Genomic DNA, 15,228 nt, shown 5'->3' on the forward strand with positions numbered 1-15,228 from the left:
AAATCTGAAATTCCGCAGAACTCCGATGAGTTCCTCCAGAAATTATGCCTTAGCAAGCGGCATTCATGCAAAAGACAGTACAGATCCTGGGGTGTTGAGAAGAAGAACCCCCATCAGCCTCCGGCTTTTTTGGCGGCTGGGCGCCCTGGGTTCTTCTGTTGACTTTTAAGGAATATAGCGTTGAGACTCAATCACTTTTTGGACTGTGGGGGGTACATTACTAAAGAAGTCATAGCCCGTTTTTGCCTCTACATCATCAACGGTGACAATGTAATTTTTCCAACTGGTACGCTTCACAGAATCGTCATTGGGCATCCAAACCGCGATCGTCTTAGTTTGGGCGGTGACATTTTTCGGATTACTCCCCGGAGGATCGAGGATTAATAAGACTTTCCAGTTGTATTTGGGAACCGTAATTTTGCCATTGGCGATGGTTTTAATTTTCCCGTGAGGACCCGCCACAATATATAGTTCTTTGCCCTGATCTACTAATCGCCGAGATTCTAACTCCAATTCTCGCCAAACTTCCCGATTCAAATCCGGCGCTTGTGGCAGCATATTCACCATGAGAAATGTGGCGCTATTTTCTTCGAGGGTACGAGTGCGATCGCCTGACGGAACAATATGTCCGCGATCGTAGCCCGTATTTGCATAGTCTTTAACGGTCACTTGATAAAAGTTGTCTGGCAAACTACTATCCGGGCGAAAATTATTTTGGCGATCGCTAGATCCTAACCAAGATTGATTTAGTTGCCAACTTACCCAATTAGCAGTTCCTAGATTGGCGTTGTAACTTAGGGCATATTCCGTTTTTTCCATTAAATAATTACTCAGATTTATGGAATTTGCCGTGGCATTACTCGGATTTCCCATTAACAAATGCTTCTTCCCAGAAAATACCTGTTTATCTTCACCAACATAACAAACCAGGCGATCGCCACTTCCTCGTTCATAAGCAGAACTCGCCCCACATTCCCGACCATCTTGCCGTCGATCATAAGGACATTCACAAGTGCCAATTTTTGGTGCGCGAATCGGTTTCATTTCTCCAGAAGGAGAAAATAACTGATTGCAGGCAATTATTAAAGGCACCAACAGTAAAATCAGTAATTTTTTCATCATCACTTTATCAGTCAGATCATCGCCGCAATGGGCAAACGCCCAGCGCCATTGATGACCAAATCTCGTCTAATGCTCAACTATCATAGAACACATAGAGCATTTTCGGGATCATCTCACTTTTTATGAAAAGAGAAAACAGAAAAGACGAGGAGGAAGAGGAGAGAGTGAATAGTGAATAGTGAGTAAATTTTTTTTTATTTGCTCTTGATTTTTTGAGATTCCTAAATTTATCTACAAAAATTAATTTAGCTTGTGGGTTTGGTTGAGATACGAAAACAAAAAAATACCCTATTATTGGATTATTTTGGGTTATTTCGCTTTGTTAAACCCTAAAGATGCAATTCATTGGCTACGCGGCGTCAAACCGCCAAAAATTACCTCGATTTTTTCGCAAAAATTTTAAAATTTATTATTAATTTGAAATAAAAAAATTTTTATTTTTTAACCAAAAATTTTATGTTTAAATTATATTTAAAAATCTATAATAATATACTCTAAAAATAAAGTTTAAATTTTTATTGCTTTAATTAAATTAAAAAGCTTAATTTTAAATACTTATTTAATTGTGCAATATTCAAATTTTTTTCTAATTTTTTGCCGTATTTTTCCCAACAAGTGAATAGGGAGAAACGGAGCGGGTTACTACGGATTTCGCCCCAATAATAGCGCCATCCCCCACTTGGACTCCGGGCATTAAAGTGGCACCATAGCCAATCCAAACATCATTACCAATTACCGTATCTCCTTTATCTGGCAAACTCTCTGGCATGGGATTTTCTCACCCATTGCCAAACACGGGAAAAGAATAATTAGTTAACCAATCTGTACAATCGTTGCCCCCATTCATAATAAATTTTACATTAGAGGCGATCGCGCAAAAAAAATTGGCCGATAATCATAAGTATAGTCGCCAACAATAATATTAAGATTCGTGATGATATTTTTCAGATAAACCAGCCTTGATACGGCATGGTATCTTTACTCTCTGGACATGGGCAGAGTAACATAAAATACATCAATAAATTTCTCTTCTCTATCTCTTCTCTAAATTTATCTAAATTTTTCTTTCAGGACTCAATCTCAAAACTGATGAGTGAAAGAACAAGCCAAAGTTAGCCGTAAGAAAAAATTTGTCAAAAAAATTTGTCAATTTTTTAGAGATGACTATAACCGCAAAAAATGATTAGTTTCGGTTGCGGTTTCTCCGACCACCCGCCCAAGGAGGTGGGCCTTCAGCAGGCCGAATTTGCAAAATTTCCCCATCCTCACGAGTAATGGTGAAGGCATCAAAATCATATCCTTCATATTCGCCCACCACCATCACTCGTTCCCCTTCGCGGAAGTTTAATTGATGATACCAAAGCGGGCCGGCATCCACAATCACTTGACCCGTCCCATCATCGAGAATAAACTCATTGCCCACCACCGAACGAATGACCCCAGAAATAGTCAATCCCTGATTTCGCTGCAAGTCGCGAATGGGAATTTGTGCCATGACGGGATTCATTCCTATGGCCAATATTGCTGAAGTAAAAGCTGAAGTAAAAATTGCGGTAATTCTTGGTTTCATAGTATTTTACATTGTTTTACAATGTTTTACCCGTAAGTTCGCATCTAATTTAGAAAACGAATATGACCGAAAAATGACCAAGTAAGAAAATCTAGGAAAGTCGCCGCATCAGGATTTGTCATCTTTTGGTCATAATCTGGATTTAGGCTTAATTTAAGTTCAGCAAAAAACCAATCTACCTAACGAGGAATCTTATTTTATGTCCTACCTCAAGTCTTCCAACTTACTCATGAGTTGTCTTTTAAGTGCCAAAGCCGGTTTTCTGTTAATCTCTCCCGTTGAAGCGGCGATCGGTGGGGCTTCACCACAAACCGCCCTGAATTCGCCGATAGAAGTAGAGGTGGTGAACCTGAAAGTAAATTCCAGCGATCGCACTGGGGATATGATGTTAGTGGCTGATGTTGATTACGATCAAACCCAGGATTACGATCAAACTCAAGATTCCGATCAAAATCAAGCCCGTAGAAATCGTCAAGCATAGGCGTCAAGCATAGGCGATCGCAATTTCTCGACCCCCCATCCCCCTGAAAAAGGGGGAATTTCTTGGCGTCCCGACTGGCGGTAAGATGCAAGTTTATCTGTTTATCAAAGTGTTTATAAAAATGTTTATGAAAGTTTTATCTTCTCTATTAGATCCTTATTCAATTGATACTTTTTTTCAAGAAAACTGGACAAAACGGGCAGTATTAATTTCCGGAAATAATCGGGATAAATTCCAGCAGTTATTTACTTGGCAGCATCTCAACCACTTATTAAATTATCATCAAATTCCTTATCCCGATTTGCGATTTGCTCGCGATGGAGAATCCCTCCCTGCGGCTAAGACCGATCGCTGGTTAGAACTGCTTCAGCAAGGAGCTACTTTAATTATTAATAGCGTTCATAGTCGGATTCCCGAATTAGAGAAATTGGTGGCTGATGTTCGCCAAGAAACAGGTTATCGCAGTCAGATTAATCTCTATTGTTCCCCAAGCTCAGAAAAAGGCTTTAATTGTCATTATGATACCCATGAAGTGCTGATTTTACAAATTGATGGTGAGAAAGAATGGTTTGTTTTTCCAGAGACGATCGCCTCTCCGATTTCTACCATGCGATCGGCAGAACAAATTCCCCCAGATGTGCCTCCTTATTTGCAATGTATTCTCAAACCAGGGGATGTTTTATATATTCCCAGGGGGCATTGGCATTATGCGATCGCCTGTGGCAATTATGCGGAAGAAGAATATGCTCCTTCGCTGCATTTAACATTAGGAATTGACTGTCAAACGGGGTTAGATTGGATGACTTGGTTAGGACAAGAATTGCCGGAAAATACAGCATGGAGAGAAAATTTACCTGTGATTTCTCAGGGAGATAAAACAGCGGCCAAAGCTCATTTAGAACAGTTGCGCGATCGCCTGATTTCCTGGCTACAAACCCCAGAAGCGATCGACGGTTATCTGGATTATTTAGCATATTGCGATCGACCACAGCTACCATTTTCTTTTCCCCATCAACTCGGTAGCCAAATTTTTGCCCAAGGACTAGAAACCCGGTTTATTTGCTCTCAATTACATCCGGTACAAATTTCACCCAAAATTTTACCCACTGGAGAAAACCAAACTCAAATTATTATTGCCGCTAAACAAGCCACCATTAAAGGTTTGCCCACGGATTTAGTCAAAAAACTATTTCGTCCTGAAGGATTTACCCTGCTAGACTTAGCGGACTGGTCGCCATCTCTTGACCTAGAAACCGAAGTAATTCCCCTGTTAACTCGCTTAGTCACTCAGGGAATTTTATTGGTAGATGATTCTGCTTCTATTTCTGAATAAATTATAGATTAAATTTACTGTTTACTGCCGATACTAACCAACGACCAAACCCTCGGAGAAATAAGATTAACCCCGGACGATTTCCCGAAGGCGCGATCGCCAGTTCTAAAGCCTTTTTCATCGCCCCTTGTTTCTCAGGGAAATAAGCAGAAAAGCGTTCATAGCAATAATATAAATCCGGGGTATAACTTTGATCCACTTCCATCACTAACTCAAAGCCCGTTCGCACCATGCGTCGGGCAATCCAGCCACATTGTTTTTTCACCTCAGCGGAAAACCTTAAATTATGGGGTGGTAGTTGTGCTAAAATATCCAAAGTTTTGGCTAAATCATTTTCCCAACTATAGGCATAGTTAACTAGGTAAAATCCGGGCTTAAACTGGGGCAAATTTAGCAAGTTTAAATTGCGATCATTTCCGGCAATTTTTAAGCTTTTGGTCTGGATAATTCCCGGCCAAATCGAATCATTTTCCTGAATAATTGGTAAATTCAAGAGAATCAACTCTACTTTTTTACAAAATAGATAGCGTTTTTTCATTTGGTCGGAAATATCCTTAGCTAAATTAAGATCGTCGTCAGTAATTTCCCCGGACAAAATCGCAAAACTATCTAAATCAGAAACTTGGATCATTGCCAAACCGCGAGGCACCGAACCGCGTAAATAAAGCCCTTGTAAACGACTTGACCAAACTTTCTCACAAGTTTCGCGCAATTCTGCCACTAAGTTTGTCCAGGGGGGCAATATTTTATCTTCATGGCAATCATTAACAATAAATCCTGCCGCATCTTTTTCTAAAAGTTTACCCCACGGTAAAATATTGGTGTTATTAGTCATTTTTTTTCAGGTTAATTAATAATTAATAATTAATAATTGATAATTGAGAATTGACAATTGATAATTCCCCCGATCCCCCACACCCCACACCCTACACCGATGGCTGCCCCACACCCTAAGATAAAGGCAAGGATATTTTAAAGGTTGAACCCTGATTTAGGGTACTGAATACTTCAATAATGCCCCCATGTAGTTGCACAATTTGCTGGGTAATAGCTAACCCTAAGCCAAAGCCTTTTTGATGGCGATCGCCCTTGGGATCGATGCGATAAAACCGTTCAAAAATATGAGCAATTTCCGTTTCGGGAATACCAATTCCCGTATCTTTTACCGCCACGATCGCCTGACAATTTTCGGTGAATAAACTTACTTCAATGATCCCACCAGGGGGAGTGTAGCGACAAGCATTATTTAACAAATTAGCGATCGCTTGCGGCAATAAACTTTTTTCACCATTGACCATAACGGCATCCTTAACCCCATCATATTTCAACTGTAATTGATGGGCTTCAGCTTCGGGGATTAAATCAGCCAATAAACTAGCTACCATTTCCGTTAAATTAATCTGCTGGAAAGATTCAGCAGACAGCCCCCCTTCATGGCGAGCCAAAAATAGTAATTGCCCCACTAATTTACTCATATTTTTCGCCAATTTAACGATTTTTTGCAAGCGGTTTCGGACAGCAGCTAAACTCTCTTCTAAATCCTCTGCATATGCTAATTTTTCTAAATCTGCTAATGCCATTAATCCTACTTGGGCATTACTCAAAACAGCGGCTAATGGGGTACGCAATTCGTGAGAAGCATTGGCGGTAAACCGCTGAAGTTGCTGGCAAACAACTTGTAACTGTTGATTACTAGCTTGTAAATTCAATTCTCGGTTGGCTAACTCTTTTTCTAGTTGGTAAAATAAGTGCATAGACAAATAAAAGCCGAGGAATCCCAATCCAGCCGCAATACATAAAATCGTCCAAGTCACTTGGCGATAAAAATTCTGGTGTTCTTGGCGTTGTTCTAATAATTTCTCTTCGTTTTCCGCGAAGCGATCGATTAATAATCTGGCTTCATCCATTGTAGCTTTCCCTTCTTCTAGCCATTCATACAGAGAAGCAGCGGGAACTAATAAATCCGTCCTGCCGCGAATTCTTTTCAGTTCGCTTTGTAGAGTTGATTTTTGGTAAAAAATCGCTAAATTTTCATTCGTAACATATTTAATATCTTGCAACAAGCGGGTTTGCTGTGGGTTGTCCGTGACTAGGTTTTCTAATTTTTTTAAAGAATCAGGGATAATTTTAAAAGCATTCTCATAAGGGTTTAAAAACTCCGGTCGTAGGGTCAAACCATAACCGCGCACCCCATTTTCTGCATCAATTAAAGCATTCAGTAATCTTTTAGTTTCTAACCGAACGTTTTGCGTATGTTGTACCCATTTTTCATCTTCCACTAGGCTGGCTTTTAACCACGCAAAAGCGGATAAAGCCGCAAACAGACAAGTGACCGGAATGGCAATAATTAGGGTTCCCCGAATCCGAATTGGCAGTTGATGCCACCAGGATATAAAAAATTTACTTTGGTTACTACTTTCCATAAATTAATGGGTAATTAATTCGTTTTAACACCTGATTTTAATCTTTAGTTGTTTTGGGGATTTTCCAGACGATAACCCATGCCATAAACAGTTTCTAGCCAGTGGTCTACTCCCAATTCTTGCAAACGCTTGCGAAGACGTTTAATGCGGGCTGCTACCGCATTACTTTCCGGTTCTTCGCCCCATTCCCACAGGGCTTGTTCTAGGCGATCCCGGCTGATAACTTTTCTCGGATTTCGCATAAAATATTCTAACATTTGAAAGTCCCGACTGGCTAATTTAATCTGATTTTCTCCTTTATTTAAATACATCGTATCTAGGTTCAAAGATAAATCGTTAAATTGGAGAATATCCCCAACCCAAAGAGGCGATCGCCGCCGCAATGCTCGCACCCGCGCTAACAATTCATCTAGATCGACGGGTTTCACCAAATAATCATCAGCCCCTGCATCTAAACCCTGCACTTTATCAGCCGTAGTATCTCTCGCAGTCAGCATTAAAATCGGGGCATTTTTTCCCGAATGGCGATAAAATTGACAGAGAAAAACCCCATCTTTTCCGGGTAACATCCAATCTAAAATTAATAAATCGTAATCTTTTTCTCCCATTAACCATTCCGCGTCTATCCCGTCGTTAACCGCATCCACAATATGTCCTGAACGAGTTAAAGCAAAATGTAGGGGTTCGAGTTGTTCTGGATCGTCTTCAACTAAGAGAATTCGCATGATTTCCACCACATTACCATCGCAAATTACTATCCCAAATTACCATTAAAGAGGGCAAAGATAAGCATTCAGGGATCGGGTATCAGCTTTTAAGGAATGTGCCTCTCCCTCAACTCTTACCCCTGACCCCTGACCGCTGAATGCTTACAATATGAATGCACCCCCTAGAAACCCGCTTGCTTAATTCTTGGTTAATTTTAACCTACCGTAAATTATGTTATATTTTCAGCATTTTTTAGGCATATTTTTTAGGCATATTTTAAGCATCGTCTAGCCCAATAAAAAATTATTTGTACTTAGCATTCCTGGGTTAAAATTATCCACAATTCCCAGCACTTGATTGCTCTGAGTCACTCGAATTGCGGTGCCTAATTCCATCGCTTCTAAACTGAGGTCAGCAAAGGTTAATCCTGGAGTTAATTGAATGCGGTCTAACCCGCTTTCAAAGTCAAGAATGCGATCGGCTGTCTGGAAATCAGCGGCAGCAGTTGCGGTAGATAAAACAAAGATATCATTTCCCGGCCCGCCGGTGAGAAAATCTTGTCCCATATCCCCACTCAGGATATCATTTCCTTCTCCTCCATCCAGAAAATCTGAATCTTTGCCACCGAAAAGGATATCATTTCCTAAATTACCAAATAGCATATCTTGGCCGCGATTCCCCGTAAGGGTATCATCATCTTTGCCGCCAAAGAGAATATCGTTACCGCTATTCCCAGTTAGCAAATCTTTGCCGCGATTCCCCGATATGATATCATTATTTTCACCGCCGAAGATATTATCATTTCCATCATTGCCATTGATGGTATTGGGATTAATTTCGTCGCCAAAAATCAAATCATGTTCCAGGGTTCCTTGTTGTCCGCTATTTAAATTCTGATTTTCCCAACTGAACGGCAGGGTGACTGGAGAATTGCTGCGAGTAATACTAATCGCATCAAAGTCTTCTAAATCATCGCGATCGCCCACCACCGTTACTTGGTCGCCAATATTTAAATTTAAACTATTCCAACTTCCGGCATTCGGTTCCACCCAAATTTGTCCGGTACTATCTTGGAGTAAAAATTCATCTTCCCGGAACCCAGCAACCGTCCCAGCAATTGTCACAATTACATCTTCTCTTACGGGTAATCCGCCGATATTTGTCGCCATAGTCTTGATTCCTCTTCGGGTTTTCCTCTTAGGGTTATTTTGTTCGTTGTTAGAATCTAAGATAGGCAAAGATTATGACCAAAAAATGACGCATCAAAAAAACTCTCAGCCCCCAACAAACCGAGTTTCTACTCGCAGCTTTGCACCTCATCCGTAAATTTACATAAAAACTCGATTTTTAAATCCGCTCCGTTCTATCTATGTCTCTGTGTTTCTATGGATCCAATCTATTCCCCATAATTATATACCATAATTATATAGCATTAACATTTTAGATGTGAAATAGGAATTTATGAAGCCTGAAAACCGGCAACAGGCATGGTCAATAATTTACTTTTGAATTTATTTTTTTAGGAATTAGCAGCACAGGTGAATTGGCTTGACATCTCAAATAAAAATGTTATATTTGGTTATAGGTAAAGATGCACAATATATTTGTCATTTTCCCGTATATCCTGCCCCCGCGTTTGGCGTCCCAGACCCGAAGTTTACTGATGCGGGGTTGGGCATTTAAGCAGCTTTCCCCAAGGTATTTGTTGGGTTTCGTGCCTTAACCCAACCTACTGTTGCTACTATCGATCTGCGGCTGAATTGTTCGTAACTTGTGTGAAACAAAATCCGGGCGATCGCGCGAGCGAAATTTATTTAGAACGGACTCAGCAACAGGTGAACGATGCTGAGTCAAAAAATCACCTTTGACATATTTGGATCAATTGCTCTACTTTATTTTCCAGATTTTGTTTATGAATCAGGCCATCGATCCAAGGGGATTCAATCTTGCTATAGCCAAATTTTGCACCGAGCAAGGCTCCGGCTACTGCGGCATTGGTATCAGCATCTCCACCTTCATTAATAATCCTTAAGATTCCTTCACGAAAGGTTTGTGCGTGTAATAATGCCCAAAATCCAGCCGCTAAAGTCTTGAGGGTATAGCCTATCTTAAATGATTCATAGTGATTTAGTCCTTCATCTAAACGGAGCATTTCTAGGGAGGATTCTTTCGCTTGTTTAAAACAATCCTCGATCTCTGGATGAAATATCTTAACTTCATTGGCAATGCTATCAACCAAAGCCTCAATATTTGAGTTGCCTTGAATTAACTGACTAATGGCGAGGCATACTGCAATACATGAGGCAATACACCGAGGATCTGCATGGGTGATTTTACAGACCTGTTCTGCATTCCAGCGAACCTGCTGGAGGTTTTGGTATTGCCAAATCCCTAAGACTGATGTTCGCATTAATCCACCATTGGCAGCGGAATTTCGACCTTTTGATTCCCAGACTTGCTGGGCAACCTGATGGGGATTTTCTATAAAATCTGGGTCATGGACGACTCGATAAACAGTGCCACCGATGCCAAAACCATCCGTAACTGCCCACTGTTTGAACCGGGTTGCAATGTCTGTTAAATTAACTTGCTCACAGATGAGCAGACTATCAAGAATGCAGAGCATTTGATCCGTATCATCAGTCCAGTCTCCGGGTTGCCAGCGCCAATCATCCAGATCCTCAAATTGATTGGTAATTTTAGAAAAGAAGCGAATTTGAGCATAGTCAGTTAAGCCATCGGGATAAATAAAATTGACTTCAGATTTTGGCATAAATTCAGTGCCAAATCCAAGGGCATCCCCGATCGCCTGCCCGAATATCACTCCCCGAATTTTATCCGCTGCGATCGCATCCATACCTGATTACCTCATTACCTGATATAGCTCATCTATAGCATCATCTATAGCATTGCTAACCAGAAACCCGGAAGAAACCCGGTTTCTTGAAGAAAGAAGAAACCCGGTTTCGCCGAAGTTACCGGGTTTCTTTTCTATAACGAAACTAATTGATTCCCACACTTATAACAAAACTTGGAATTGGTGGGATTTTTGGTGCCGCAATTGGTGCAGAAAACATGGTTTTGCTGCGGGGTTTGATCCACTGGGGGGACAGGCTGAGAAATTTTCGGGGTTTCCTTAGATATCTCAATGGTTTTTTCCGGTGTTTTCTCAGTAGTAGTGGCCGTGACTGGCAGCTTATAACGAGTAATCACATTCTGGATAATTGTCGCTTCTCGCTTATAGATGAGGCTATCTTTACCTCCCTCTTTTTCTAGTTCTATTTGCCGCTGGTTTAAGTAAGCCATGAACTGCTGATATAACTGCTGCTTTTCTCGGTCACTGTCCGCTTGTTCAAGTTTAGCCTTGACTTGCCGTTCAATTTCTTCGCGATCGCCCCGACAAGCGAGCACTTCTAACACTTGCACTGCCTCTTCCCAGGTAGAGGCAATATCCACATTTTCTTCACCGATTACGGTTTTGCGAGTATAGCGAATTACCTTTTCTTTGGTACTGCGATTTTCTTCAACCCGTAATACTTTCAGCGATCGCGCTTCAACCACTAGCTGATAAATTTGGGGATTTTCGGGAAAAATATCCCAAAACGGGGGCTCTTTTTGGATATGAACTGGAATCGGTGGGTCTTTACTTTCCCCCCGTAATTGAGCCCGTTTTGCCTCAATAGTTTGGCCTTTCCAATCTTGATAAGACTGGCGCAACTCCCGCATCCCATCAATGCTACGCAGGGAAAAACCGCCGGTTTCTTGGACAAAAACCACGCGATGCCGTTCTGCTTCTCCCAAAGGAGTCACCGCATCTTTACTGCCTACTCGTTCTTCTAATAAGGGCAATAATTTAATTGCTGCGGGATCGACAGGATTGCGACCTCCGATAACCGCAACTTTGACATTTGTAGCCGGAGTAAATCCCGCATCTTTCCCAGACATTACCGCTTGATTGAGTAAAATTAATGGCTTAGACTTGCTGTAAGCAATGCCCAATTGGGTGCGAATTTCTCCCGGATCATTGTTAAAGATTTTGAAGATGCGATCGCACGCGGCTAACTCTTTTTTCAACCGGCTACTATTCGGCGCATCCGTAATCACTCGTTGACTTTTTTGAGTAATAATTTCGATAAAATCATCATCCTGCACATCCGCCAACTCTGGCAAATTAAACAGTCGCATCACCTCATTAGAAGTGCGATTTTGTTTCCACAACGGACTTGCTTCCGCCAAAGTTTGATCCGATAAATTGCGGCAAATGCCATCCATGCCGATATGATATTTACTCTTACTCCCTTCCGTAGACCCGGCATATTGTTCGACTAAATCCTGATACAAATCATTCAACTCTTGACGATCATAAAGCTTAATTCCATTAATAACTAAAGCATCCGCACTATCCGCTTGGGCATCCGCTAACTTTTGGAAATTATCCCGCCATTGGCGTAACTTTTGATTAAAGCGGGCTAACCGTCGTTCTAACTCATCCAAATGTTCTTGTAAACGGGCAATAACCTCCAAACCCAAAAACCGGGCTTTGCGTTGAATAGTCGCAATTAAACTGCCTTCTAAACCGCCCAAGGCAGATTGACAATATTCCTCCATTTTCGCTTGTTTAGTCAACCCAAACTTATCTTTAAAATGGGCAATATCTTGCAGGGCATCCTCATATTGTTTCTGGCGTTTTTCCTCATTGGGTTGCCAGACTTTCTCCGCTTCCCGGCGAAACTTTTCGGCTGAAGCTGTAAAAATTTGCCGCATAATGCTGATAAAACTATCGGCAAACTTTGGCCCTCGGTTGCGGTCTTCCAGAATCCGATAAAATTCTTCTTCTAAAGCCTTACGTCCTTGGATAATAGTCCGATTGCGATTATCGTACATCTTTTGCAAGAAATCCCCATGCAACCGTTCGTCGGGGCTTAATTCCCGCAAGTGATTTGAGCGATATTCCTCAACTTTTGGGCTTAAATAACCATCAACAAATTGCAGAATTTTGCCTTTTTCTGCCCCCATTACACCGCCAACTCCCTGCTGGGTACATTGCAATAAATTCTCCTTAGCGATTTCATTGCGAATACTGTTCACCCAACTGGAAATTTCTGCCAAATAAGACTTATCCCCAGCAGCAGATAAATCCATAATTAACTCTATATCCGTCAACCGCATTCGCTTGAGCAGATCGTTCTGAATTAACTCAAACATTTGCGGCGGTAATTGCACTGATTCATTTAGCCACCACCGGATAAAATCAGCCCCTAAACGACTGGCTAAAGATGTGCGAATTTGGGCGATGGGAATTTCTAGAGTAGATAAGCCAAAACTCATAAAGTTTTTCGGATAGCCTCGTCCCCCTGGATCCGCCGCAGCCCAGGCACCTTTAATATTATCCCGAATTGACCGTTTATGGGGGGCAAAGTCGGAGGTTAAATCAAGGAATATATTCTGGGCAATTAGTTCGCGAATTGCCTCCAGACCAAATTCACTTTCGCCGTTTTTGGTGCCCACTAAGTAGGTAAAATCAAAGGGCGGTAATTTCTGGCGAATTTCATCCATTAAGCTACTACTATATTGAGCCACATATTCGGTGCGATGGTCAGAGAAATAACTCAATTCCATCATCGCCGCATAACCATTCGCTAAGACGCGATCGCCCACATTAATCCCCGCAAAAGCCTCTGGAGTAGGGGCAATTCCTGTCACCAAAGGACTCGATTGACCCTTTAACCAATGGCGTACACAATAGCCCAGGTCAATCATCATCCCACTGCCCGTCCCCCCGGAAAGTGACCCGACCACAAACACATTTAAACTATTTGTCACCACCTTAATGCCGTACTTATCCAGCATAATATTTTCGTGACCTTTTACTCGTTCTGCGGCATAATTAAATGCTTCTTTAATTTTGTGATAATTGCAGAAAAAAGCAAAGCGACCACAGCCACGAATTTGGCCAGCCCCAGCTTCAATGGCGCTGAGATTTCGTTCTAATTCCGTAGGAAACCACTGGGCAATCCAGGGATAATTTTGCATATTATCCATCATATCCCGGACTTGGCGACCACTCACACTTGCCCATAACTTTTCTGAATCTTTAAACGCAGAACCTGCCGCATTCGGACTGGTGACTTTATATTCTTTATCCGTATCGATGATTAGGAAGCTAATTAAGGGAAAATTATTCAAACTGCCATAAGTTTCCTCCACCAAGCGGCGGACTCTTGCCAGCACCTCATGTCCCGTACCCCCGACCCCAATTAACACCGTGGGCACCATACTTTTTTCTTCTACCGTAACTGCCATATTTTTCTCCTGTTTAATGACACTTGATTTTATTATATTTGTCGGTTGGGTTTCCTTCCTCAACCCAACCGACAATTGCTAACACACCCTAAATTCTACTACCTTGGTGCGTTACGGTGGACAATTAAGTTAACCCGTGAAACATTAATTTTTCGCCGCCTAACACACCCTACCTTCTCATATATGAACTGTTGAATTTAGCAAGCACCCGTAAAGGGTAAACCAAATAATCGCCAAACCACAATAATGGTTAAAATTGTCCAAAATAGGGCATTGCCTAAAGCCAGTTGACCGCTGAGGGTCATGTCTAAACCAATTAACCCTTGAAATAACCACCGATCTAATGGTAGCGTCAACATCCACATTAAGCAAATAAATGCTGCTCCTAACCAGAAAATTATCCAGCCCAGATTACTATTAAAGCGGGTAAACAAGTTTTCCGTAAATAAAGTGCTTAGTTGGCTGGCTTCTCCAGAGAGATAAATCCCTCGACTGCGAATGGTCGCCGTTTGCAGATCGGAGGAAACTATATTCCCTAAAACCACCGCATTAATTTTAACATTTTCCTTAATAGCCTGATCGACGATTTCTGGGTTTACGTCAACAATTCCATCGGTGACAATTAACAGTTCTCGACAATGCTTGAGAATGGTCTTGAGAGAGTTTACCCCTTCTTGAATGGCTAAATTCAGATTAGTTCCTCCCCCTAATTGTTTTTCTAGGCTAGGATTCTGTAATGCTTGGGTTAACTCATTGTCTACTTCCTGAGTCTTACTATTAAAAGATGTGGTTAATGGTTGGACGTTGCTGGCAAAAGCCAATATTTTGATTTTGTTTGGGTTTTTGAGTGCTTCGTTTTGCTGTAAATAGGATTTAATTGCCAGGATTTCTTGTTGTCGCACATAACCCGTGGTACTGCCACTCAGGTCAAGAGAAATTGCCACCGCTACCGGAGGTCTGCCCCAACTTAATAGCCAACCCAAGACAGCAATGATTAAACAGCCAATCATTAACATTAACGGAATTTGAAATAGAGGATATAGCCAGAGTTGACGACGCTGAAGCATGATAATTTAGTTATTAGTTATTAGTTATTAGTTGTTGGTTGTTAGTTGGTGGTTGTCAGAAACCGGGTTTCTTAAAGAAACCCGGTTTCTTTTACAGCGGTTTTCAGATTGGTCAACCAGAAATATCTGTAGGGGCGAAGCATTCCGGCAGATATTTGTGGTTGAAAACAGATATTTAATGCCGGAATGCTTCGCCCCTACCAATATCTGTGGTCTATTTA

Annotated in this window: 11 protein-coding genes and 1 pseudogene; 2 read left to right on the plus strand and 10 right to left on the minus strand. The window is 41.4% G+C overall.

What is annotated here, in order from left to right; all coding sequences use genetic code 11:
* Window positions 1-165: 165 nt before the first annotated feature.
* The 3 genes and pseudogenes from AM228_RS09300 to AM228_RS09310 form a co-directional block, all read right to left on the minus strand.
* Window positions 166-1,122 carry a DNA/RNA non-specific endonuclease gene (locus AM228_RS09300; RefSeq protein WP_231636720.1) on the minus strand — a complete coding sequence of 319 codons (957 nt, stop codon included), beginning with the start codon at window positions 1,120-1,122 and terminating at the stop codon, window positions 166-168.
* A 601-nt stretch (window positions 1,123-1,723) separates the two neighbouring features.
* Window positions 1,724-1,888, minus strand: a pseudogene (locus AM228_RS35055) (DapH/DapD/GlmU-related protein); the annotation flags it as partial.
* A gap of 417 nt (window positions 1,889-2,305) precedes the next feature.
* Window positions 2,306-2,692, minus strand: a complete 387-nt coding sequence (locus AM228_RS09310) for an OB-fold nucleic acid binding domain-containing protein (protein WP_054465852.1) — start codon at window positions 2,690-2,692, stop codon at window positions 2,306-2,308.
* A 199-nt stretch (window positions 2,693-2,891) separates the two neighbouring features.
* On the opposite strand from AM228_RS09310, the gene AM228_RS09315 reads away from it, so the two are divergent.
* Window positions 2,892-3,173: a hypothetical protein gene (locus AM228_RS09315; protein WP_054465853.1), complete on the plus strand. Its 282-nt coding sequence runs from the start codon at window positions 2,892-2,894 to the stop codon at window positions 3,171-3,173.
* Window positions 3,174-3,300: 127 nt separating this feature from the next.
* The gene (locus AM228_RS09320) at window positions 3,301-4,506 is read left to right on the plus strand and encodes a cupin domain-containing protein (RefSeq protein ID WP_054465929.1); all 1,206 of its coding nucleotides are present in this window, start codon (window positions 3,301-3,303) and stop codon (window positions 4,504-4,506) included.
* 1 nt (window position 4,507) lies between these two features.
* On the opposite strand, the gene AM228_RS09325 is transcribed toward AM228_RS09320, so the two are convergent.
* The 7 genes from AM228_RS09325 to AM228_RS09355 all read right to left on the minus strand — a co-directional run bounded on the left by AM228_RS09325 (window position 4,508) and on the right by AM228_RS09355 (window position 15,007).
* Window positions 4,508-5,341, minus strand: a complete 834-nt coding sequence (locus AM228_RS09325; protein ID WP_054465854.1) for a hypothetical protein — start codon at window positions 5,339-5,341, stop codon at window positions 4,508-4,510.
* A gap of 115 nt (window positions 5,342-5,456) precedes the next feature.
* Complete coding sequence (locus AM228_RS09330; RefSeq protein ID WP_054465855.1) at window positions 5,457-6,929, minus strand: CHASE3 domain-containing protein; 1,473 nt, start codon at window positions 6,927-6,929, stop codon at window positions 5,457-5,459.
* Between the two features lie 44 nt (window positions 6,930-6,973).
* Window positions 6,974-7,654: a two-component system response regulator RppA gene (gene rppA, locus AM228_RS09335; RefSeq protein ID WP_054465856.1), complete on the minus strand. Its 681-nt coding sequence runs from the start codon at window positions 7,652-7,654 to the stop codon at window positions 6,974-6,976.
* 270 nt (window positions 7,655-7,924) lie between these two features.
* Window positions 7,925-8,806: a calcium-binding protein gene (locus tag AM228_RS32230; RefSeq protein ID WP_054465857.1), complete on the minus strand. Its 882-nt coding sequence runs from the start codon at window positions 8,804-8,806 to the stop codon at window positions 7,925-7,927.
* A 689-nt stretch (window positions 8,807-9,495) separates the two neighbouring features.
* Window positions 9,496-10,494, minus strand: a complete 999-nt coding sequence (locus tag AM228_RS09345; RefSeq protein WP_054465858.1) for an ADP-ribosylglycohydrolase family protein — start codon at window positions 10,492-10,494, stop codon at window positions 9,496-9,498.
* A 134-nt stretch (window positions 10,495-10,628) separates the two neighbouring features.
* On the minus strand, window positions 10,629-13,940 hold the full coding sequence (locus tag AM228_RS09350; protein WP_054465859.1) for a tubulin-like doman-containing protein: 3,312 nt from the start codon (window positions 13,938-13,940) through the stop codon (window positions 10,629-10,631).
* Between the two features lie 197 nt (window positions 13,941-14,137).
* Window positions 14,138-15,007, minus strand: a complete 870-nt coding sequence (locus tag AM228_RS09355; RefSeq protein WP_054465860.1) for a vWA domain-containing protein — start codon at window positions 15,005-15,007, stop codon at window positions 14,138-14,140.
* Window positions 15,008-15,228: the final 221 nt, after the last annotated feature.

This window comes from Planktothricoides sp. SR001, from assembly GCF_001276715.1.
Classification (GTDB): Bacteria; Cyanobacteriota; Cyanobacteriia; order Cyanobacteriales; family Laspinemataceae; genus Planktothricoides; species Planktothricoides raciborskii.